The organism is Modestobacter caceresii, assembly GCF_000761485.1.
GTDB classification, from domain to species: Bacteria; Actinomycetota; Actinomycetes; order Mycobacteriales; family Geodermatophilaceae; genus Modestobacter; species Modestobacter caceresii.
In genome coordinates, this window is sequence record NZ_JPMX01000091.1 from 73,418 (window position 1) to 94,977 (window position 21,560).

Here is a 21,560-nt window from a genome sequence, read left to right on the forward strand (position 1 = left end):
CTGCTCCCCACGTCACGGCCGGGCACCTCGCCAGCGCAGCACCTCCAGCGCCGCGGCGACGGCGACGGCGTTCTCCGCCAGGGGCCGCGGCAGCAGGTCCTCGGCCCGGGCCAGCCGGCGGAGCACGGTGTTCCGGTGGGTGTACAGCCGCGCCGCCGTCCGCGAGGCGTTGCCGAGCTCGCGGACGTAGACCAGCACCGTCTCGCAGGTGACCGCATCGGCACCGAGGAGGCCGCCCAGGGTGTCGGCCAGGAACTCCTCCACCCGGGCGGGGTCCCTGGTGAGCAACGCGACCAGCTGCACGTCCTCGTAGCGGGCGACCTGCTGCGGCGAGGTCAGCCGGTCGAGCATCTGCTGGGTGGTCACCGCGTCCAGGTGGCTGCGCCGGAACCCCTCGACGTCGACCCCCGGGCGCCCCACGGCCACCCGGACGTCCGGGGCGTCGGCCAGCCCGGCGGCCACCGACTCCGCCTCGGGCGCCCGGCCGACCGGCAGCCACACCCACAGCGCGGCCGCTCCGGCCACCACGGTCAGCCGCCCCGCGGCACCAGCGGCCCGCATCGCCGCCTCGGCCGCCGCCTCCAGCTGGACCGAACCGGCAGTACCGGCATCGCTCCACGCGATGACGGCGGTGTGCGGCCCGGTGAGCCCGTAGCCCAGCTGCGCCTCGGCCCGGGCCCGGGCGAGCGGCGCCCCCTCCAGCAGCAGCGACACCGTGACCCGGCGCTCGGCATGCGCACCGCGGGTCAGCTCGGCGCGCTCGGCGGCCATCCGGGCGGACACCGCGGTGACGGTGTCGTCGATGAAGGTGCTGATGGACCGCGCCGACACGTCCAGCAGCTCACGCAGCTCGGCGGTGTCCGAGGTGAGCTGGAAGCAGATGTCCATCCACCGGCGCCAGGCGACCGCCTGCGCGGTGCGGTAGGCGTCCAGGCCCCGGTGGTCGAGCCCGCGCCGGACCAGGTCCCGGGCACCCTCCAGCACCTCGGGCCCCAGGTCGACCGGCACCCGCTCCCCGGGGCGCTCCACGTTGGCCGCGGCCCAGCGCAGCAGGTTGGCGCGGTTGGCCCGCCGGGCCCCCTCGGCGAGCACCGGGTCCTCGGCGACCGGGCGCATGCCGGACCCGCTCAACGCCGCGGTGTGCAGCTCGGCGACCCACTCGGCCCGGGGATCGAGGGCGAGCTCCGCGCCGCGCCGGAAGAGCTCCCGGACAGCCGGCGACGGGGTGGGCCACTCGGAGGTCACCGGTTCATCGTGCACCACTGCGTGCCGACCGTGGTGCTGATCGTGCTGGCAGAACGTCCTCCGGTCACAGAAGGTCGAGACAGCGCCGTCCCCTGCCGAGCTGGAGAGAGCATGAGCACCCCGACTCCCGTCGAGCACCTCGACGTCCTGATCGTGGGTGCCGGCCTCTCCGGCATCGGCGCCGCGTACTACCTGCAGCGCGACCACCCGCAGCGCAGCTTCGCGCTGCTGGAGGCGCGCGAGGCGACCGGCGGCACCTGGGACCTGTTCCGGTACCCGGGCATCCGGTCGGACTCCGACCTGCACACCTTCGGCTACGAGTTCGCGCCGTGGCGCGACCCGCAGTCCATCGCCGGCGCCGACCGGATCCTCGACTACCTGCGCGGCACCGCGGCCGAGCACGGGATCGACGGCCACGTGCGCTTCCACTCCCGGGTGGTCGCCGCGTCGTGGTCGTCGGAGCGGGCGCGGTGGACCGTCGAGGTGGAGCGCACCGACACCGGCGAGCGGACCGCGCTCACCTGCGGCTGGCTGTTCGTCGCCGGCGGCTACTACCGCTACGACGAGGGCTTCACCCCGCACTTCGAGGGGCGCGAGCGGTTCGCCGGCCAGCTCGTGCACCCGCAGCACTGGCCCGCGGACCTGGACACCGCGGGCAAGCGCGTCGTCGTCATCGGCAGCGGGGCCACCGCGGTCACCCTCGTCCCGGCGCTGGCCGGGACGGCCGCGAGCGTCACCATGCTGCAGCGCACGCCCAGCTACGTCATGCCGGTCCCGGCCGAGGACAAGCTGGCCAACCGGCTGCGCCGGGTGCTGGGCGAGGAGCGCGCCCACCCGCTGATCCGCCGCAAGAACATCGCCAAGGGCCGGCTGGTCTGGCAGTTCTGCCAGCGGCACCCGGAGCGGGCCCGGAAGCTCATCCGCTGGGTCAACGCCAAGCAGCTCCCCGACGGCTATCCGGTCGACGAGCACTTCAACCCGCCGTACGGCCCGTGGGACCAGCGGCTGTGCGCCGTCCCGGACGGCGACCTGTTCCGCGCGATCCGTGAGGACCGGGCCGAGGTCGTCACCGACCGGATCGTCACGTTCACCGAGACCGGGGTGCTGCTGGAGTCGGGCCGGGAGCTGCCGGCCGACGTGATCGTCACCGCCACCGGGCTCAACCTGCAGGCGTTCGGCGGCGTGCAGTTCACCGTCGACGGCCAGGAGGTGCAGCTGCCCGAGACCGTCGCCTACAAGGGGATGATGCTCTCCGGCGTGCCCAACCTCGCCTTCGCGGTCGGCTACACGAACAGCTCCTGGACGCTGAAGATCGGGCTGCTCTGCGAGCACTTCACCCGGTTGCTCAGCCACCTGGACGCGCACGGGTACGACAGCGTCCGCCCCGAGCCCCGCGACCCGGACATGCCCACCCGGCCGTTCCTCGACTTCGCCGCCGGCTACGTCCAGCGGGCCATCCACCAGCTGCCGCGGCAGGGTGACCGGATGCCCTGGTTGACCTCGATGGACTACCGGTCGGACGTCAAGCTGCTCCGGGTCGACAGCGTCGTCGACCCGGAGCTCGTCTTCACCCGCAGCGGCGCGGCCGAGCAGGTCGCCGCGTGAGCGCCGCGGACCTGGACCGGTTCGTCGACCTGCCCGCCGGCCCGCGGCTCTGCTACCGCACCGACGGCCCGGACGACGGCGTCCCGCTGCTGCTCGTCGCCGGCCTCGGCCTGGACCTCACCTCCTGGCCGCAGCGGATGGTCGACGGGTTCACCGGCCACGGGTTCCGCGTCGTCCGCCTCGACAACCGCGACATCGGCCGCTCGAGCGTGATCGGCACCCGGTCCCCGGGGCGGCTGCGGCAGCTGCTGGCCCGGCCACGGCCGGACGCCTACGACCTCGCGGACATGGCGGCGGACACCTACGGGCTGCTGGAGCACCTGGCCATCGACCGCGCCCACCTGGTCGGCATGTCGATGGGCGGCATGATCGCCCAGACGCTCGCCGCGCGGCACCCGGACCGGGTCGCCAGCCTGACGTCGATCTTCTCCACCACCGGGAACCGGCGGATCGGGCAGCCCGCCCGGTCCACCCTGGCCCGGCTGGCCCAGGCACCGGCGCGCACGGTCGAGGAGTCGGTCGAGCGCCACCTGTCCCTGCTGCGGCACATCGGCTCCCCGACCGCCCTGCCCGACGACGACCTCGAGCGGGCCTGGGCGCTGGGGCTGTGGGAGCGCGGCGGCGGCGTACGCGCCCGGGCCGGCGTGCCCCGGCAGATCAGCGCCATCCAGGCCTCCGGCGACCGGACCGCGGAGCTGCGGCGGATCACCGCCCCCACCCTCGTGGTCCACGGGTCGGCCGACCGGATGGTGCACCCGAGCGGCGGCCGGGCCACCGCGGCCGCCGTCCCCGGCTCCCGGTTCGTCGAGCTCCCCGACCTGGGCCACCACCTGGCCCCCGGCGTCGTCGACCAGCTCGTCGAGCTCACCACCGACCTCGCCCGCAGCACCGGCGCCCCGCTGGCGTCGCTGTCCCCGACAGGAGACCCCCGATGAGCAGCGTGCGAGGCAAGGTCGCCGTCGTCACCGGCGCCGGTTCCGGCATCGGCCGGCAGCTGGCCCTCGAACTGGCCCGGCGCGGTGCCCGGGTGGCGGTGTCCGACGTGGACGAGGCCCGGGCGGCCGAGACCGCGGCCCGCGCGCGGGCGCTGGGCGCCGAGGTGCACAGCGCCGTCCTCGACGTCGCCGACCGCGGCGCGGTGCTGGCGCACGCGGCCACGGTGGCCGACCACTTCGGCGTCGTGCACCAGGTGTACAACAACGCCGGGGTCGCGGGCGGGAGCACGGTGCTGGACAGCGACTGGGCCGACTACGACCGCATCCTGGGCATCAACCTCTTCGGCGTCCTGCACGGCACCAAGGCGTTCCTCCCCCACCTGGTCGCCTCCGGCGACGGGCACGTGGTGAACGTGTCCAGCCTCAACGGGATCATGGGCCAGGCGTCGATCAACGCCTACAGCGCGAGCAAGTTCGCCGTCCGCGGGTTCACCGAGGCCCTGCGCGCGGAGATGCTGCTGGCCGGGCACCCGGTGCAGGTCACCGTCGTCCACCCCGGTGGCGTGCGCACCGACATCTCCCGGGCGGCGCTGGAGCACTCCCGACAGCACGGGCTGGTCACACCGGAGGACGAGGCACGGGCGCGGATGTACGACGAGAAGCTGCTCCGGATGCCCCCCGAGCAGGCGGCCCGGGCCATCGTCGACGGCGTGGAGGCCGGTCGGGCGCGGGTGCTGGTCGGCACCGACGCGAAGGTCGTCGACCTGCTGGTGCGGCTGCTCCCCGCCAGCTACCCGCGGCTGGCGGCCCTGGTCCAGCGGCGGGCACTCCGGACCTGATCGGGCCCCGGTCCCTCATCCGAGCCGGGCGAGGGCGCGACGGTCGGTCGTCCGGGCGGCGTCGTCCTGGCGCACCAACGGTCCGGTCGTGCAGGCGACCAGGGCCAGGAGGGCCAGGCCGGCGACGACCCACCACGGGTTCGCGATCAGCGTCTCCTCCACCCCGGCCAGCGGGTCGGCCAGCCAGCCCAGCCGGTCCAGCGCCCAGGTCGTGGCGGCCACCAGCGCGATGAGCGCGCCGGTGGCGCGGACCACCGGGTACCAGCGGGTGCGGGAGAGCAGGTACAGGGAGGGGAAGACCAGCGCGACGGTGAGCAGCTGGGCCAGCTCCACGCCGACGTTGAACGCCAGCAGCGCGGGCACCGAGGTCACCCCGCCCAGTCCCAGGTCCGTGAGGATGCCGGCGAACGCCAGCCCGTGCACCAGACCGAACCCCCCGGCCACCAGGACCTCGCCGCGGCGGGCCAGCGGGCGCAGCGCGTGCACGGCGGCCACCCCCACCGACACCGCGATCAGCACCTCGACCGGCGCGCTGGGCGCGGTCACCCAGCCCAGCGCCGAGGCCAGCAGGGTCAGCGAGTGCCCGACGGTGAAGGCGGTGACCACGGCCAGCACAGAGCGTGCGGTGGGCCGCATCCCGTCCCGCCGGCGCCAGCGGCCGGCGACGGCGGCCACCGGTGCGACCAGCAGCAGGGTGAGCAGGAACAGCAGGTGGTCGGCGCCCTCGAGCACGTGGTGCAACCCGTACCCGACCATGTCGGTCAGTCCGGTGCCCAGGCGGCCGCCGTCCCCGATGACGAGCGTGTCGTCGGTGGCGGTGAGCACCCCGGCGGTGGAGATCTCCCCGGCGGCGTCGGTGAGCACCACCACCGCCTCGTGGGAGGCGTCGGCGGCGATGACGCCGTCGTAGGCGAGGGTGAACGCCGACGGGTCGGCGCCGCCGGGGTCCAGCACGACGTCGACGCGGTAGGAGTCGATGCCCTCCACCGTCTCGCGCACCACCGAGGACCAGGTCTCGGTCCAGGTGCTGCCGTCGCTGCCGGTGACGGTCAGGTGCTCGGCGAGGTAGCCGGTCACCTCCGCATCGGTCGCCGAGCCGCCGAGCACCGTGTCGAGGGTGTCGGCGGCGACGGAGACGGTCGCCTCGACGGACTCCTCGCCGACCCGCACGGCCAGGGTGCTGCTGGTGAGGCTGTGCGCCTGGGCGGTGCCCGCGGTGAGCAGGGCCAGACCACCGGTCAGCACCCCGGTCAGGGCGGTGACGGCCAGAGCACGGGTGGGACGCGTCGTCATGCTGTCCACCGTGGCCGGGCCGGCTGTGCGGTGACTGAGGACGTCGTGTGCATCCGTCCAGGCAGTGCTCAGGGACCGCACAGGGAGCGCACGGGGCACACAGAGCCTCGGGGGTCAGCGTGGTCGGCACATCGCCGGTCGTCCCACGACGACCCGACCGACAGGACTCCCCCGTGAAGATCCGCAAGGCCGTCGCCGCCCTGACCCTCTCCGTCTCCCTCGCCCTCCCGCTGGCCGCCTGCGGGACCGCCGACGACTCGGCCACCGCCAGCACGTCGACCACCTCCACGGAGTCGACCACCTCCACCGACTCGACGTCCGGGACGACCGGCTTCGGCGGCGGGATGCCGGGCGGCGGCGGCCAGGGCGGCCCCGGCGGGTCCGTCGACGTCTCCGCGGTGACCACGGAGGAGCAGCTCGTCGAGCTCATCCAGGACGCCTACGGCGACCCCGGCCTGGACCTGCACCGCGGACACCAGCCGGTGCAGGACGTCCTCGACGAGGTGCTCGGCATCTCCCACGAGGAACTGCACGTCCGGATGGACGCCGGGCAGGGTCTGGCCGAGGTGGCCGAGGACCTCGGCGTCGACCCGCAGGAGCTCATCGACGGCATGGTCGCGGAGTACGGCGTGGCGATCGACACGCTGCTGGCCGACGGCACGATCACCCGGGAGGAGGCCGACCAGTACCTCGCCGACCTCGAGACGGCCTTCGAGTTCCGGGTCACCTGGGACGGCGAGGAGGCGACGCCGACGTACTCCGGCCTGGACACCTGATCCCGGGACCCCGCCGCCCGACCGGCGTGCAGGGGGCTGAGCGCGGCGGAACGTGCCACGATCCCATCCGTGGAGTCCTCGTCGCTGGACCAGGTGCGTCAGCAGGTCATCGCGTCCTCGGCCGAGGCGGTGGTCGCAGCCAGCGGGCAGCGGGCCCGGGAGATCGCCGAGCTCGGCGCCTTCCTCTCCCTCGCCGACCACCCGGAGCCGGGCGAGGGGCCGCTGGCCGGTGTCCCGCTCGCGGTCAAGGACAACCTGGACACCCGCGACCTGCCCACCACCGGCGGGACGCCGGCTCTCCGGGACTCCCGGCCGGGGCGGGACCACCACGCCGTGGCCCGGCTGCGCGCGGCCGGCGCGACCGTGATCGGCAAGACGAACCTGCACGAGCTCGCCCTCGGCATCACCAGCAACAACGCGGCCTTCGGGCCGGTGCGCAACCCGCACGACCCGACCCGCTCGGCCGGGGGCTCCTCGGGTGGGTCCGCCGTCGCGGTGGCGACCGGGGTCGTGCCCATCGCCCTGGGCACCGACACCGGCGGGTCGCTGCGGGTGCCGGCGGCGCACTGCGGGGTGGTGGGGTGGCGTCCCACCACCGGCCGCTGGGGCACCGGCCGGACCGTCCCGATCTCCCGCACCCGGGACACCGCGGGCGTGCTCGCCACGTCGGTCGCCGACGCGGCGCTCGTCGACGAGATCGTGACCGGCGAGCCCGCCGCGGCGCCGTCCGGCCGCCCGCTGCGGCTGGGGGTCCCCCGCGACGGGTTCTACGACGACCTCCACCCGGAGGTCGCCCGCTGCACCGAGGAGGCGCTCGACCGCCTGGCCGCCGCCGGCGTCGAGCTGGTCGAGGTCCAGGTCGTCGGGGGGCACACGCTGGACGCGGAGTGCGGCTTCCCGATCGTCTTCTTCGAGGTCGTGCAGGACCTGCCGGCCTACCTGGCGACGCTGCCCGGCCCGGAGAGCGGGCTCACGCTGGCCGACGTGCTGGCGCAGGTGGCGTCGCCGGACGTCCGGGGTGCGCTCGAGGCCGCCCTCAGCGGGGTCGTCACCGAAGAGGTCTACCGGGAGGCGATGGTCACCCGCGACCGGCTCCGCGCCGCCTACGCCGCGGCCCTCCAGCCCGCCGGCGCCCAGCGGCTGGACGCGCTGGTCTACCCCACGGTGCCCCTGCCCGCTCCCCCACTCGGGGACGACGACACGACCGAGCTCAACGGGCGTCAGGTGCCGGTCTTCCTGACCACCATCCGGAACACCGGTCCCGGCTCGACCGCGGGCATGCCGGCCATCTCGCTGCCGGCCGGGACGACGCCCGCCGGCCTGCCGATCGGGATCTCGCTGGAGGCCCTGCCCGGCGAGGACGCCGGCCTGCTGGCGAGCGCCCGGCTCGTCGAGGCCGCCCTGGACCGTGGCCGGGCCACGATCGGCTGACCAGCCGCGTGCTCACCGCTGCGCCGCCGGGCGGAGGACGATCTCGTTGACGTCGACCGCTGCGGGCTGGGCGAGCGCGTAGGAGATGGCGCCGGCCACGGCGTCGGCCGGGATGGCGTTCGCCCGGTAGCTGCGCATCAGCTCCTGGGCCCCGGGGTCGGAGATGGTCCCGGCGAGCTCGGACTCGGTCACCCCCGGGGTGATCGTGGTGACCCGGATGCTCGGGTCGGCCTCCTGACGCAGCCCCTCGGTGATCGCCCAGGCGGCGTACTTCGTGCCGCAGTAGACCGCGGCCGTCGGCGACACCGCGTGCGCGCCGATCGAGGCGAGGGTGACGACGTGACCGCTCCCCTGCCGCTGGAAGTGCGGGAGGACCGCGGCGATGCCGTACAGCAGGCCGCGGACGTTGACGTCGATCATCCGGTCCCACTCGTCGACGAGCAGTGCGTCGAGCCGGGACAACGGCATCAGCCCGGCGTTGGCGACCAGGACGTCGAGCCGGCCGTGCCGGTCGACGATGCCCGCGGCGGATGCGGCCGTCGCCGCCCGGTCGGTGACGTCGAGCTCCAGCGGCTCGACCCGGCCGCCGGCCGCGGCGCACTCGGTGGACAGCTGGGTGAGCCGCTCGGTGCGGCGGGCGGCTGCGACGACGAGGTGGCCCTCGGCAGCGAGCCGCCGGGTGGTCGCCGCGCCGATGCCGCTGCTGGCGCCGGTGACGAGCACGACCCGCTCGGTGACCGGGGTGGTGGTGGTCATGGTGTCCCTCCTGCGTCTGGGGTGTGGCTCCACCGTCGTCCGGCGCGATCCGCTCCGGGGTGCCGCCGTCCTCCTGGGTGCACGGCACCCACCCGGGCGCGTTGCGTGGGCCCTACGGTCGAGGGCATGTCAGCAGGCGAACTGGGTGAGTTCCTCCGCGCGCACCGCGCGCTGGTCACGCCCGCGCAGGTGGCCCTCGCGCCGGGGCTGAAGCGTCGGGTGCCGGGGCTGCGGCGCGAGGAGGTGGCGCTGCTGGCGGGGGTGAGCGTCGACTACTACGTCCGACTGGAGCAGGGCCGCGAGCGGCGCCCGTCGGTGCAGGTGCTGGACGCGCTCAGCGGCGTGCTGCTGCTCGACGACGACGCCCGGCTGCACCTCTACCGGCTGGCCGACATCGCACCCCGGCCGGTCACCGCCCCCTCCCCGGAGCGCGTCGACCCCGACCTCGTGCAGCTCATGGACGCCTGGCCGGAGAACCCCGCGTTCGTGCTCGGCCGCACCTACGACGTGCTGGCCCGCAACCGGCTGGGCGCGGTGCTCCTCGCGCCGTTCACCCACTCGGACAACCTGCTGCTCAACGTGTTCCTCGACCCGGCCGCCCGGCGGTTCTACGCCGACTGGTCGCGGGCGGCGGTCAACACCGTCGCCGGCTTCCGGCTGCAGGCCGGGGCGGTGCCCGGTGATCCCCGTGCCCGGCACCTCGTCCGCCACCTGACCGACCAGAGCCCCGAGTTCGCCCGCATCTGGGCCCGGCAGGAGGCGCGGGGGAAGAGCGCGGAGGTCAAGACCTTCCTGCACCCCGAGGTCGGCCGGCTGACCCTGCGGATGCAGACCCTCGACGTCCGCAGCTCCCCGGGGCAGCAGCTCGTCGTCTACCTCGCGGAGCCCGGCTCCACCGACGCGGACGCCGTCCGGCTGCTCGGCACGCTCGCCGCCGACCGGGAGCAGGGAGTGCACGAGCGCTGACCGCCCCCGTAGGTGACCGGGACACTGTCCCCGGCGCGGCGATCGGCACGCTGCTCCGGACGACCGACGAGGGGGTGACGATCACGCGCCGACGGGAGCAGAGCTTCGAGACCGACCGCTGCGCCGTGCTGTACCCGGCGATCGCCGAGGCGGCGCACCGGGTGGGCGCGGTCGCGGTCGGGCTGGTCGACGTGGGCTGTTCGCCCGGACTCGACCTCCACATCGATCGGGTGGGCCTCACCTACGGCAACGGCCAGGTGCTGGGCGACCCGTCGTCCCCTGTGCAGCTGTCGGCGGCCGTCCGAGGGAACGGGCGGCTCCCGACGTGGGCGGTCCCCGACGTCGTCACCCGCATCGGGATCGGTCGCGACCCGGTCGACGTGACCGACGCCGACGACGTCCGCCGGCTGCGCGCCTGCCTGGCGCCGGATGAGGTGGAGCGGGCTGCGCGGCTCGACGTGGAGCTGGCGCTGGCGGCGACGGCCCCACCGCTGCTGCTGCGCGGGGACCCCGTCGAGCTGCTCCCCGAGGCGGTGGCCCGGGTGCCCGCCGACGCCCTGCCGGTGGTCACCACGACGTGGGCGCTGTCGCAGGTGCCGCTGGAGCAGCGCCTGCGCTTCCTGCACCGGCTCGACGACGCGGCGGCCGGACGCCCGGTGGCCTGGGTCTCCGCCGAGGGCGTCGGGGTCGCGCCGGCGGTCCCGACCCTCGGCGACCGCCACGCGTCCGGCCACAGCATCATCGGCCTGGCCCTCGTTGAGCAGTCGACGCTGCGGACCGAGGCCGTCGGCCGCTGCTGGTCCCGCGGCCGCCTGCTGTCCTGGCTCGCGGACCCGTAGCAGCCGGTGGACTGACCGGACTCCCGGTGCTCCCTCAGGTCAGCTGTCCTGCCGGGCGGCAGGTGCGCCCGTCGGGCGGCCCGCACCCAGCCGGGTGCGGGCCGCGCGGGTCGGTCAGGGACGGCCGGGTGCCGCGGGCGTCCTGTCGAACCGGACCCGGTGGGTGAACTCGATCTCCGCCATCGAGCCCCGGGCGCCGGTGGCGACGCCGATGACGCCGGTGGCCCCGTCCGGAGCGAGCCGTGGGACGTCGCCGGTCATCAGGCTGATCCGGACCTGGTGCCCCTCGGCGAAGCGCCAGTGCGCCGGCTGGGTCTCGATGACGAAGGTGGTCTCCTCACCCGGCGTGACGGGGACGCTCTCGTCGTGCCCGAACCGGTGACTGGCCCGCAGCCAGCCGGCGGCGACCTCGGTGACCCGGCCGTCAGGAGCCACGTCCATCACCTTGGCCACCAGGTTGCCGTCGCTGTTGGGCAAGGTCGCCTCCACGGTGACCTCGGCCTGCCCGGCCATGACGGCGTCGTGCGCCAGCGGGCCGGACGTGAAGGTGAGCCGCCCCTCGTCCGCCGCGGCGTTGTCCGCTGCGGGGTCCGTCGGCCGCGGGCAGCCGACCAGGCAGGTGGTGGCCGGGCCGTCGTCCGGGTCGATGGTGAGGTCGAGGGTGCCCGGCTTGCCGGGCCGCCGGTCCAGTCCCTGGTCGGTGCCGAGGGCCAGCTCCTGGCCCTCCCCGTCCGCCGGCCAGTCGGACAGCTCGACCCAGCGGCCCCCGGCGGTGCCCTCGACCTCGTAGCTGGTCACCGGCGCCGCCGGCAGGGGCGCGTCGGGGTCCTCGCCCAGCCAGTGGTCGAACCAGGCGAGGGTCGCGCCGATCGGCAGCGGCTCGGTCTCCTGCTCCCAGGTGTCCGCGTGGGTCCACGGCCCCATGACCAGCCGGACGTCGTCGTTCCCCGCGTCGCGCAGGCCCTCGTAGTTGCCGATCGCCCCGGCGCGGAAGACGTCGAACCACCCACCGGTGAGCAGGACCGGCACCTCGATGTCCTCGTGCGCGTTCGCCACGTTCTGGACGTCCCAGTACTCGTCGTAGGTGGGGTGTGCCCTGAACGCCTCGAGCTGCCGCTGGTCGAAGGCCGGATCCGCCACGTCGGGGCTGCCCACCCAGAGCCAGTCCGCTCCCGCCGGCGCCCCGCCCGGGTAGAAGATCTCGGCGTAGTTCTCCATCGGGGAGACGTTGGGGGCGATCGCGGCGAGGTGCGGCGGTTGCTGTGCCGCGATCTCCAGGGTCGTCTGCCCGCCGTAGCTCGTCCCGGACGCGCCCACCTTGCCCGTGGAGTACGACTGGTCGGCCAGCCACTCCACCGCGTCATGCCCGTCCGGGCCCTGGATCGGCCACCGGGCCTCGAAGCCCGGTGCTGGGGAGATCCCGGTGCCGCGGATGTCGCAGGACATCACGTTGTAGCCGCGCTGGCTGAAGTACGTGGCGAACTCGCCCTCGGCTTCCTCCACGGCCCTGCCGTACGGCGTGTAGCTCCGCAGGATCCCGGGGAACTCCCCGGTCGCCGGTTCGCCGCCGACCGCGGGCCGCGCGATGGTGCACCCGAGCTCGAAGCCGTCCCGCATCGGCACCTGGAGCCGCTCCACGACGGTGCCGTACGCGGCTGACCGGTCGTAGTCGAACCAGTCGGGCTGGACGGCGTGCGCCGGATCGGCGGGGCGGCCGGGGTGCGCGGCGGCCGGTGGGACCAGCACCCCCGCGACGACCGCGCCGGTGATGGTGCCGATCACGCCGAGACGACGGCGTTGTCTGCTGAGCACGCTTCCTCCACGGGAACTGGACGGGAGAACGGGATGGGGCAGGGCACGGCGTCGGGGGACGCCGGGGGGCGGCACGGGGCCGGGCACGCGGGGTGCCCGGCGCCGTGCCGGATCGCGGTCGCGGTCGCGGTCGCGGTCCCGGTCAGTAGCGCGGTCGGCCGAGAAGTCCGCCACGGTCGCCCAGCCACTCGGCCGGTCGGTAGTCGCACAGGATCTCCGACCCACCCAGGTCGAGCTCCTCGGCTGCCGCGTCGAGCGTGCGGGGCTGGGCCGCCGAGCCCCAGTGCCCGGTGGCGACCCGCTCGTCGAGGGCCTCGACGGAGACGACCAGCTCGGCCGGGGTGAACTGGCAGTGGCTCAGCCGGTGCACGAAGGCCTGACGCAGCAGCCGGTTCGCACCGGCCTGGCGCACGGTCTCCGCGTACTCCTCCTCGACCTGGACCGGGGCCAGGACGTCGTGCGTGGTGTGCAGGCTCAGGACCGGGACCTGCAGCTCCCCGGTGAGCTCGGAGGTGGCGCGGGCGGTCTGCAGCGCGTCCTCGTCGGGCGTCACCGACGCCGTCGCGGTCAGCCGGTCGAGGTCGGCGTCGAGATCCAGGCCGGCCGTCCGGTACAGGGCCTCCACCTGCGCCCGCTCGTCGGCGTGCTGCAGCAACGCGCGGTAGTCGACGCCTGCGTTCCAGGACGGGTTGCCGCCCACGGTGTTCTCGATGTCGACCCGCGCCGGGTAGGTGAAGCCCAGTGCGAACGTGAACTGGGCGACCTGTGCGTCGACCTGCGCCTGGTGGTCCCGCGGACCGGGCTCGGGCTCACCCGGGGCCCAGCGCGGCAGGTGGTACAGCGCGGCGGCGAGCGCGATCCGCGCCCTGCCCGCGGGGTCGTCCTGCGCGGCCACGACGGCGTCGGTGAGGGTGCTCGCCGCCGCGTTGACGGCGGCGAGGTCGCCCTCGTAGTCGGCCAGGCGCACGTCGGTGCCCGGTGGCACGAGCAACTGGGCGATCGCATGGGCCCCGTCGAGCTGGTAGTTCAGCAGGTCGACCCCGCCGTGCATGAGCCCGCAGGTCGGCAGCGCACCGTCGACCGGGGTGCCCGGGAGCTCGGCCAGCTGGCCGGTCACCAGGCCGCCCATGGAGGTCCCGACGGCGAGCACCCGCGACGGGTCACCGACGGCCGCGGCGAACGCCTCCAGCGTCTGCAGCTGGTCCTCGGCGGCGGTGTCCAGCGTCCAGCCGCTGCGCTCGTAGGAGGAGCCGACCAGGGCGTACCCCCGGTCCAGGAGGGCCTGCCGGGTCGCGTCGTCCGGGGCGTTCTGGGCGGTGTGCGGGATGGGGGCGAAGCTGGGCCGGTAGCCGTGGCTGTACAGGAGCACGGTCCCGTTCCAGTCGGCCGGGACATCGGCGACCCACGCGGTGGCGCCGTCGTCGACCGTTCCCTCGACGTGCCGCGGGCCCGGGGGCTCTGCGGCAGCGGCGGGTGAGGCGGCGGCGAACGAGAGGGCCAGGGCGCAGGCGAGGCCAGGGACGACGGATCGAGGGGACATCAGGATCCTCACGGTCGGGACTCGGGATGCCGGAGACGCTAGGCCCGCCCTTGACGAGCGTCAACGAATCACCGAGCTTTTTCGTGAGCCACGCCACTCGCCCGGTCATCGCCTGGCGCGTGCGTCCTCCACGAGCGCGGCGAAGGCTGTTCCCGCCCGCGCTTCCAGGGCCTCGGAGGCGCTGCGGTACACAGCCGCCGACCGGCGGCCGGGCCAGTCCTCGCCCAGGTACCGCTCGGGCAGCACCGGGTCGACCCGCAGCAGACGGATCCAGTGGGCACCGAGGAGGACGAACATGGCCAGCGGATCGCTCTCCCGCGGAACGGGCCGCTCCCACCGGCGGAGGAACTCCTCGTGCTCCCAGCGCAGCGCGTCGACGTCCCAGGCCCGCCGGACGTAGCGGGCGACGTCCGTGCCAGGGGCGGGCGAGGCGAGGAACCCGTCGACCTGCAGCTCATCCACCTCGGCGCCCACGGCGACGACCCGGTCTAGGTCGACGCGGCCCGGCGCCACCCACAGCCCGTCGCGCAGGCAGCCGAAGCCGGCCCAGGTCAGCCGCGACCGCAGCCGGTTCCGGACGTCCCGCCGCGTCTCCGGCAGGGAGAAGCTCAGCAGCGTCCAGTCGCTGCTCACCTGGTGGAACGGTTCGGCCGCCCGCACCCGCTCCCGCCCATCCCGCAGGAGCCTCCGCGAGGTGTCGGTGAGGCCGTAGCTGGCCACCCTCCCGTCCTGGTGGCGGGTCAGCAGACCGCGCTCGGTGAGCCGGGTCAGCACCGATCGGGTGGCGTCGCCGCTGACGCCCAGGGACCCGAGCACGTCGAGGAAGACCCGGGTGGGCAGGGGGTCCTCGTAGGTGTCGAGGATGAGCGCGCCCCCCAGTGCCAGCAGGAGGTCCTGCGGCTTGAAGCGCACCTCGGCTGCGCGGTCTGTCATCTGCCCTCCTGCACCCGGTCCACGGCGCGCCCACACTGCCAGGTCGGCTCAGGGGCGGCCGCGGGGGTTCGCCCTCGTGCCTGCGCGGGGTCCGGCCGGCCCGGGAGGACCCGATGTCCTGGTCGGGAGCCGGTCGGTCCGGCCGGTCACTGGCCGGGAGGACGACCAGGGACGCCGGTGGACCTGCGCAGGATGAGCTCGGAGGGCACCACCAGTTCCGGGGCGTGGTCCCGGGGCTGCTCCATCGAGTTCAGCAGGATCTCCACCGCCGCCCGCCCGACGTCGGCGTGCGCACCGCCGAGCGTGGTCAGGGTCGGCGTGCACAGGTCGGCGGCGAAGATGTCGTCGAACCCGGCCACGCTCACGTCCGCCGGCACCTGGACACCCCGGTCGGCCAGCCGCCGCAGCACCCCGATGGCCAACAGGTCGTTGTGCGCGATGGCCGCGGTCGCGCCGGTGGTCAGCGCTGCATCGGCAGCCGCGCCCCCGCTCGCCACGGTGGGGGCGAAGGGGCCCATCCGCTGCGCGCGCAGACCCAGCTCCGCCGCGGCTCCGCGGATGGCCGCCCAGCGGCTCGCCGCCATCCAGGAGCTGCGCGGGCCGGCGAGGTAGACGACCGAGCTGTGCCCGAGGGACGCCAGGTGGCCGACCATCTGCCGGCACCCCTCGGCGTGCTCCAGGACGACGCTGGCCAGACCGGGCACCCGGCGGTTGACCACGACCACCCGGTGGCCGGCCGCCAGCTGCACCAGGTCCTCCTCCGGCTGACGGCTGGCGGCGAGCAGGAAGCCGTCGACCGACCGGGTCAGCCGGTGGATCTGCTCCAGCTCGATCCGCGGCGACTCCTCCGCGTTGACCAGCACGAGCGTGTAGCCGGAGGCCTTGGCCCGCATCTCCGCGCCCCGGATGAGCTCGAAGAAGTGCGGGTTGGTGATGTCCGAGACCACCATCGCCACGGTCCGGGTCCGGCGGGACACCAGCGCCCGGGCGTGCGGGTTGGGCTGGTAACCCAGCCGGCGGGCCACCTCGAGGACGTGCTCCCGGGTCACCGCCCCGACCCGGTCGGGGTTGCTGAAGGCCCGCGACACCGTGGAGGTCGCGACGCCGGCGGCCTGGGCGACGTCGTAGATCGTCGAGCTCTTCATCTGCACATCACGGTCAGGTTACGAGAGCTTGGCAACCGGTGGCAACCGTTTGCCGTGTGCTGCGCCCGCTTCGTACGGTCCCCCGGTGCTGTGACGGGCAGCACAGAGGCGGAGAGAGGTTGGCGATGACCGGAGCTCACGGCGGGACCACCGCCCGGCGCAGACCGGCGTGGATCTCGGTGATCACGAAGGTGGAGCTCGGGCTGGCCGCGACGGCGCTGGCGGTGCTGTTCCTGCTCGTGCTCGTGCAGGCCGCCCAGCGCTACCTGCCGGTCGGCGGCTGGTCGTGGACCGGCGAGCTGGCGCGGTTCTGCCTGGTGTGGGTCACGTTCACGGTGGCCGGGGTGCTCGTCACCACCGACTCCCACATCGCGCTGCAGCTGGTCGACAACGTGAAGAACCCGAAGGTCGTCCGGTTCGTGCGGGTCCTGGCCAGTGCGATCGTCGCCGTCATCGGCGCCGGCTTCGCGGCGGAGGCGTGGGAGCTGATGTCCTCGCAGGGGCAGCTCAAGTCGCCGTCCCTGCGCATGCCGCTGACCTTCCTGTACCTCTTCCCCTTCCTCGGCTTCCTCAGCACCGCCGTCCGGGGCGCCGTGGCCGCGGTGGTCTTCGCCGTCCGCGGTGTGCCGGCTCCGGTCGGGACGACGGAGGTGCAGTCGGCATGAGCCTCCTGCTGCTGACCATCGCGATCGTCGTCCTGCTCTTCGTCCGGGTCCCGGTGGCGTTCGCCTTCCTCGGCCCCTCGCTGGCCTACATGCTGCTCACCGGGCAGTCCCTCGGCCTCAGCCTCCGGCTGATCGTCAACGCGACAGCGAGCTTCCCGCTGCTGGCCGTGCCGTTGTTCATCCTGCTCGGCGTCATCGCCAACCGGGGCGGCATCGCCGACCGGCTCTTCGACTTCGCCCTGGCGCTGCTGGGCCGGGTGCGCGGCGGGCTGGGCTACGTGAGCGTCGGCGTGAGCCTCGGCTTCTCCTGGATGAGCGGCTCCGCGGTCGCCGACGCCGCCGCCCTCGGCAAGATCCAGATCCCGGCCATGGTGCGCAACGGCTACCCGCTGCGCTTCGGGCTGGGCGTCACCGGCGCGGCCTCGCTGATCGCCCCGGTCATGCCGCCGAGCATCCCCGCGGTCATCTTCGCCGGGCTGGCCGCGGTCTCGACCGGTGGGCTGTTCGCCGCCTCCGTCGTGCCGGCGCTGCTGATGGCCTTCGGCCTGTGCGTCGTCGTCTTCTTCCTGGTGCGGAAGCAGCCGGACATCGTCCGGACCGACTTCTCGATGCGCCAGCTGGTCGTCACCGGACGACGGGTGATCGGCCCGATCCTCGCCCCGGTGATCATCCTGGGCGGCATCCTGGGCGGCTTCTTCACGCCCACCGAGGCGGCCGCCGTCGGCGTCGCCTACATGCTGGTGCTCTGCCTGGCCTACCGGAGCCTGAAGGTCCGGGAACTGCCCAAGGTGCTCACCGAGACGGTGACGACGACCGGCGCGATCATGCTGATCGTCTCCTCCGCGTCCCTGCTCGGCTACATCCTGGCCCGCGAGCGGGTCCCCCAGATGCTGGCCGAGAACGTCTTCGGGTTCACCGAGAACGCCACCGTCTTCCTGCTGATGACGGCGATCCTGATGCTCGTCCTGGGCACGGTGGTGGACCCGACCGCCGTCCTGGTGCTGGTCGTGCCGATCCTGCTGCCGATCAGCGCGAGCTTCGGCGTCGACCCGATCGTGCTCGGCGTGCTGATGATCGTCGCGCTGATGATCGGGCTGCTCACCCCGCCGGTCGGCACCGTGCTCTACGTCCTCAGCTCGGTGGCCGAGACGAAGGTCAGCGAGGTCTTCCGCGGCTGCCTGCCGTTCATCGTCCCGCTCGTCGTGATCCTCGGCCTGATCATCGCCTTCCCCGACGCCGTCCTCTGGCTGCCGGGGGTGCTGGGCCTGTGACCGGCTCCGCACCGCAGACGGGCGCCCCTGCTCCGCGCCGGTCCTTCCTCGCCGGGCTCCTCGGTCAGGGCATCGGGCCGTCGCTCTCCCCCGAGCTGCACGAGCGGGAGGGCGCCCGGCAGGGCCTGCGCTACACCTACAAGACCGTCGAGCTGCCGGACGACGCCCTGCAGCCGGACCACCTGCGGAGCCTGCTGCGCGCCGCGGTCGAGCTCGGCTTCGACGGGCTCAACGTCACCCACCCGGTCAAGCAGGTGATGGCGCCGCTCGTCGACGAGCTGGCTCCGGAGGCCGCCGCCATCGGTGCGATCAACACGATCGTGATCGAGGACGGTCGCACCCGGGGTCACAACACCGACGTGACCGGCTTCGGCGCCGCCCTGCAGGCCGGCCTGCCCGGGGTCCCGCTCGAACGGGTCGTCCTGATCGGTGCGGGCGGTGCGGGGGGCGCCGTCGCGCACGCCCTCGTCAGCCAGGGCGTCCAGCAGCTGTCGGTGGTGGACCGCGACGCGGTACGCGCCGAGCAGCTGATCGGCGCGCTGGCGGCAGCCGGCAGCCAGGTGCCGGCTGCCGTCTTCCCGCCGGAGGAGCTGCCGGGCCTGCTCGCCGACGCCTCGGGCCTGGTCAACGCCACCCCGATGGGGATGGCGGCCCACCCCGGCACCCCGGTGCCCGTCGACCTGCTGCGCGCCGACCTCTGGGTCGCCGACATCGTCTACCGCCCGCTGCTGACCCAGCTCGTGCGGGAGGCGACCGCCCGCGGGTGCCGGGTGATGACCGGTGCCGGGATGGCCGTCAACCAGGCGGCCGACTCCTTCGAGCTGTTCCTCGGCCGTACTGCGACCCGACCGGCCATGTTCGCCGACTTCGACCAGCTCGTCGCCGCCGAGATCGACGGCGCCGCCCCGACGCCCGACCCCGCACGACCGCTCGACCAGACCCGCCCGACCGAGCACTGAGAATCCCAACGAAGGGAAAGACCATGCCCAACCGTCCCCTCCCCAAGCGCCCGTTCCTCGCGGCCTCCGCCCTGCTCCCGCTCCTGCTCGCCACCGCCTGTGGCGGCGACGACGCCGGCGGCGGCGACGCCGGCGGTGGCGGCGGCGAGGTGGAGCTGACGCTCGCGCACAGCTACACCGAGGCCCAGCCGCAGCACCGGTGCGGTGCGCAGGTCATCGCCGACGAGGTCGAGGCCGCCGACGTCGGTGTGACCGTGGAGCTCTTCCCGAGCAGTCAGCTCGGTGGTGACGCCGACCGCATCCAGTCGGTGATCTCCGGTGACATCGACCTCGACATCCAGGGCGCCTCGGCGCTCGGGGCGGTCTACGAGCCGATGAGCGTCGTCGACGCGGCCTACGCCTTCGAGGACGGCGAGCACCTCGCCCGGTTCTTCGGCAGCGACGCCTCCGACGAGCTGACCCAGGGGTTCGCCGACTCCACCGGCGCCAGCGTGCTCGGTGCCTGGTCCGCCGGCGCCCGGCACTTCACCGCCGGCCAGCCGATCCGGGAGCCCGCCGACCTGGACGGCCTGCGGATGCGGTTCCCCAACTCGCCGCAGTACCTGATGAACGCCCGCGCCCTGGGTGCGGACCCGACCGAGGTGGCCTACGAGGAGCTGTACCTGGCTCTGCAGCAGGGCATCGTCGACGGTCAGGAGAACCCGATCGTCAACATCGACGCCCAGAACCTCGGCGAGGTGCAGGACTACCTGAGCCTGTCCGCCCACCAGGAGAACTCCAACCTGGTCATCGCCGGCCCGGGGGTCGAGGAGCTGTCCGACGAGCAGCGGGAGGCGCTCGACGTCGCGGTCGCGGCAGCCGTCGAGCAGGTGCCCGAGTGCGTCGCGGAGGACGAGCAGCAGGTCCTCGACGAGTGGACCTCCGGCGGTGAGTTCGAGGTCGTGGAGGACGTCGACGTCGACGCCTTCCGCACCCAGGCCGAGGAGTACCTGCGGGCCAACCTGAGCGAGGAGCAGCTCAGCGTCTACGAGGCCATCCGCGACTCGGCCGAGTGACCGACGCGCTCCGCACCGACCCCCGGGGCGACTCCGCGCAGGAGCGCCCCGGGGCGGTGGTGCAGACCTTCCGCGGCCCGGTGCAGCCCGACCAGCTCGGGTCGACCCTGGTGCACGAGCACGTCTTCGTCGGCAGCCCGGAGCTGGACCTCAACTTCCCGCACCCGGAGTGGGAGCCGGACACCGCCGTCGATCGGGCCGTCACCGCCCTGACCCGGCTGCGCGACCTCGGCGTCCGCACGGTGGTCGACCTGACCGTGCTGGGCCTCGGCCGGGACGTCGCCCGGCTGGTGCCCGTGGCCGAACGCGCCCCGGTGCACCTGATCGCCTCGACCGGCTACTACACCGCCGACGTGCTGCCGCCCTTCTTCCGCACCCACGGGCCGGGGCTGCTGGTCGACGGCCCCGACCCGCTCATCGAGTTCTTCCTGCACGACATCGAGGAGGGCATCGCCGGCACCGCTGTGCGGGCCGGGATGCTCAAGGTCGTCACCGACGAGGAGGGCATCACCGAGGACGTCGCCCGGGTGATGACCGCCGCCGCGGTGGCCGCCCAGCAGACCGGCGTCCCGATCACCACGCACAGCCGGCCGGCGCTGCGCAACGGGCTGGACCAGCAGGCGTTTCTGCAGAAGCGCGGCGTGCCGCTCGACCGCGTGGTCATCGGCCACTCCGGGGACACCGAGGACCTGACCTACCTCCGGGTGCTCATGGACGCCGGCTCGACCATCGGCATGGACAGGTTCGGCATGGAGCACGTCCTGCCCGACGAGCGCCGGGTCGCCACCGTGCTGGCGCTGCTCCGGCTCGGGTACGCCGACCGGATGGTGCTCTCGCACGACGCGGCCTGCTTCAGCCGCGTCACACCGCCGTCGTGGCGCGCCGCCCACGCACCGCACTGGCGCTTCGAGAACCTCCCGACCCGGGTGGTCCCGATGCTGCTCGCCGGCGGGGCCACCGAGGACGAACTCCATCAGATGACGGTGGTCAACCCGGCTCGACTGCTCACGCCGCACCCGAAGAGGACGTCATGAGCTCGGTGCTCGTGCTGAACGGACCGAACCTGGACCTGCTCGGCACCCGGAAGCCGGAGGTGTACGGCTCGGCGACGCTGGCCGACGTCGAGCAGCTGTGCCGGGTGCGGGCGGCCGAGCTGGGGCTGGACGTGGAGTTCCGGCAGTCCAACCACGAGGGGCAGCTCATCGACTGGGTGCACGAGTGGGGCCGGCGCGTCCGGGACGGCCTGGCGATCGGGGCCGTCTACAACCCGGGCGCGCACGCGCACACCTCCATCGCCCTGCGGGACGCGATCGAGGGGGCGGAGCTGCCGGTGGTCGAGGTGCACATCTCGAACGTGCACGCCCGCGAGCCGTTCCGGCACCACTCCCACATCTCACCGGTGGCCCGGGGCGTCGTCGTCGGGCTCGGCGTCCTCGGCTACCCCCTGGCGCTGACCGGCCTCGCCGAGCTGGCCCGACAGCCGCGCTGACCGGGG

General features: G+C 74.1%; 20 protein-coding genes. 13 read left to right on the forward strand and 7 right to left on the reverse strand.

The window, feature by feature from the left end; all coding sequences use genetic code 11:
* Positions 1-12: 12 nt before the first annotated feature.
* Positions 13-1,245 carry a PucR family transcriptional regulator gene (locus IN07_RS18420; RefSeq protein ID WP_036338895.1) on the reverse strand — a complete coding sequence of 411 codons (1,233 nt, stop codon included), beginning with the start codon at positions 1,243-1,245 and terminating at the stop codon, positions 13-15.
* 111 nt (positions 1,246-1,356) lie between these two features.
* Here IN07_RS18420 and IN07_RS18425 point away from each other — a divergent pair, with 111 nt between their 5' ends.
* The 3 genes from IN07_RS18425 to IN07_RS18435 are packed head-to-tail and all read left to right on the forward strand — an operon-like array spanning position 1,357 to position 4,624.
* Entirely contained in the window at positions 1,357-2,850 is a 1,494-nt protein-coding gene (locus IN07_RS18425) for a flavin-containing monooxygenase (RefSeq protein ID WP_036338495.1), read from the forward strand.
* The gene (locus IN07_RS18430) at positions 2,847-3,785 is read left to right on the forward strand and encodes an alpha/beta fold hydrolase (protein ID WP_036338498.1); all 939 of its coding nucleotides are present in this window, start codon (positions 2,847-2,849) and stop codon (positions 3,783-3,785) included. The genes IN07_RS18425 and IN07_RS18430 overlap by 4 nt, the downstream gene beginning before the upstream one ends.
* Entirely contained in the window at positions 3,782-4,624 is an 843-nt protein-coding gene (locus IN07_RS18435) for an SDR family NAD(P)-dependent oxidoreductase (protein ID WP_036338500.1), read from the forward strand. Before IN07_RS18430 ends, IN07_RS18435 begins: the two co-directional genes overlap by 4 nt.
* A 15-nt stretch (positions 4,625-4,639) precedes the next feature.
* Here IN07_RS18435 and IN07_RS18440 read toward each other — a convergent pair whose 3' ends face one another.
* Positions 4,640-5,917: a HupE/UreJ family protein gene (locus IN07_RS18440; protein ID WP_156119273.1), complete on the reverse strand. Its 1,278-nt coding sequence runs from the start codon at positions 5,915-5,917 to the stop codon at positions 4,640-4,642.
* A 173-nt stretch (positions 5,918-6,090) separates the two neighbouring features.
* Here IN07_RS18440 and IN07_RS24175 point away from each other — a divergent pair, with 173 nt between their 5' ends.
* Together IN07_RS24175 and IN07_RS18455 are read left to right on the forward strand one after the other, a co-directional pair.
* On the forward strand, positions 6,091-6,693 hold the full coding sequence (locus IN07_RS24175) for a hypothetical protein (protein ID WP_052091470.1): 603 nt from the start codon (positions 6,091-6,093) through the stop codon (positions 6,691-6,693).
* 69 nt (positions 6,694-6,762) lie between these two features.
* Entirely contained in the window at positions 6,763-8,124 is a 1,362-nt protein-coding gene (locus IN07_RS18455) for an amidase family protein (RefSeq protein ID WP_231558462.1), read from the forward strand.
* Positions 8,125-8,136: 12 nt separating this feature from the next.
* Here IN07_RS18455 and IN07_RS18460 read toward each other — a convergent pair whose 3' ends face one another.
* Entirely contained in the window at positions 8,137-8,880 is a 744-nt protein-coding gene (locus IN07_RS18460) for an SDR family oxidoreductase (RefSeq protein ID WP_036338506.1), read from the reverse strand.
* A gap of 126 nt (positions 8,881-9,006) precedes the next feature.
* Here IN07_RS18460 and IN07_RS18465 point away from each other — a divergent pair, with 126 nt between their 5' ends.
* Both IN07_RS18465 and IN07_RS18470 read left to right on the forward strand, forming a co-directional pair.
* The gene (locus IN07_RS18465; RefSeq protein ID WP_036338509.1) at positions 9,007-9,846 is read left to right on the forward strand and encodes a helix-turn-helix domain-containing protein; all 840 of its coding nucleotides are present in this window, start codon (positions 9,007-9,009) and stop codon (positions 9,844-9,846) included.
* Positions 9,843-10,685, forward strand: coding sequence for a DUF2332 domain-containing protein (locus IN07_RS18470; RefSeq protein WP_081975534.1), 843 nt, complete (start codon positions 9,843-9,845; stop codon positions 10,683-10,685). Before IN07_RS18465 ends, IN07_RS18470 begins: the two co-directional genes overlap by 4 nt.
* A 114-nt stretch (positions 10,686-10,799) precedes the next feature.
* Here the strand turns inward: IN07_RS18470 and IN07_RS24180 are convergent, their stop codons facing one another.
* The 4 genes from IN07_RS24180 to IN07_RS18490 form a co-directional block, all read right to left on the reverse strand.
* Positions 10,800-12,497 (reverse strand): CocE/NonD family hydrolase, encoded by a 1,698-nt coding sequence (locus tag IN07_RS24180; protein WP_156119274.1) that lies wholly within the window; start codon positions 12,495-12,497, stop codon positions 10,800-10,802.
* A gap of 142 nt (positions 12,498-12,639) precedes the next feature.
* Positions 12,640-14,037: an alpha/beta hydrolase gene (locus IN07_RS18480; RefSeq protein WP_036338515.1), complete on the reverse strand. Its 1,398-nt coding sequence runs from the start codon at positions 14,035-14,037 to the stop codon at positions 12,640-12,642.
* A 105-nt stretch (positions 14,038-14,142) separates the two neighbouring features.
* Complete coding sequence (locus IN07_RS18485) at positions 14,143-14,970, reverse strand: PaaX family transcriptional regulator (RefSeq protein WP_036338518.1); 828 nt, start codon at positions 14,968-14,970, stop codon at positions 14,143-14,145.
* A 146-nt stretch (positions 14,971-15,116) separates the two neighbouring features.
* The gene (locus IN07_RS18490; protein ID WP_036338521.1) at positions 15,117-16,115 is read right to left on the reverse strand and encodes a LacI family DNA-binding transcriptional regulator; all 999 of its coding nucleotides are present in this window, start codon (positions 16,113-16,115) and stop codon (positions 15,117-15,119) included.
* Between the two features lie 125 nt (positions 16,116-16,240).
* Here IN07_RS18490 and IN07_RS18495 point away from each other — a divergent pair, with 125 nt between their 5' ends.
* Genes IN07_RS18495 through aroQ form a run of 6 tightly spaced genes read left to right on the forward strand, consistent with a single transcriptional unit; the run spans position 16,241 to position 21,554 of the window.
* On the forward strand, positions 16,241-16,780 hold the full coding sequence (locus IN07_RS18495; protein ID WP_052091472.1) for a TRAP transporter small permease: 540 nt from the start codon (positions 16,241-16,243) through the stop codon (positions 16,778-16,780).
* Positions 16,777-18,051: a TRAP transporter large permease gene (locus IN07_RS18500; RefSeq protein ID WP_036338524.1), complete on the forward strand. Its 1,275-nt coding sequence runs from the start codon at positions 16,777-16,779 to the stop codon at positions 18,049-18,051. The genes IN07_RS18495 and IN07_RS18500 overlap by 4 nt, the downstream gene beginning before the upstream one ends.
* The gene (locus IN07_RS18505) at positions 18,048-19,010 is read left to right on the forward strand and encodes a shikimate dehydrogenase (RefSeq protein WP_052091473.1); all 963 of its coding nucleotides are present in this window, start codon (positions 18,048-18,050) and stop codon (positions 19,008-19,010) included. Before IN07_RS18500 ends, IN07_RS18505 begins: the two co-directional genes overlap by 4 nt.
* Positions 19,011-19,033: 23 nt before the next feature.
* On the forward strand, positions 19,034-20,065 hold the full coding sequence (locus tag IN07_RS18510) for a DctP family TRAP transporter solute-binding subunit (protein ID WP_036338527.1): 1,032 nt from the start codon (positions 19,034-19,036) through the stop codon (positions 20,063-20,065).
* Entirely contained in the window at positions 20,062-21,099 is a 1,038-nt protein-coding gene (locus IN07_RS18515) for a phosphotriesterase family protein (protein WP_197058549.1), read from the forward strand. Before IN07_RS18510 ends, IN07_RS18515 begins: the two co-directional genes overlap by 4 nt.
* Positions 21,096-21,554, forward strand: coding sequence for a type II 3-dehydroquinate dehydratase (gene aroQ / locus IN07_RS18520; RefSeq protein ID WP_036338530.1), 459 nt, complete (start codon positions 21,096-21,098; stop codon positions 21,552-21,554). Before IN07_RS18515 ends, aroQ begins: the two co-directional genes overlap by 4 nt.
* Positions 21,555-21,560: the final 6 nt, after the last annotated feature.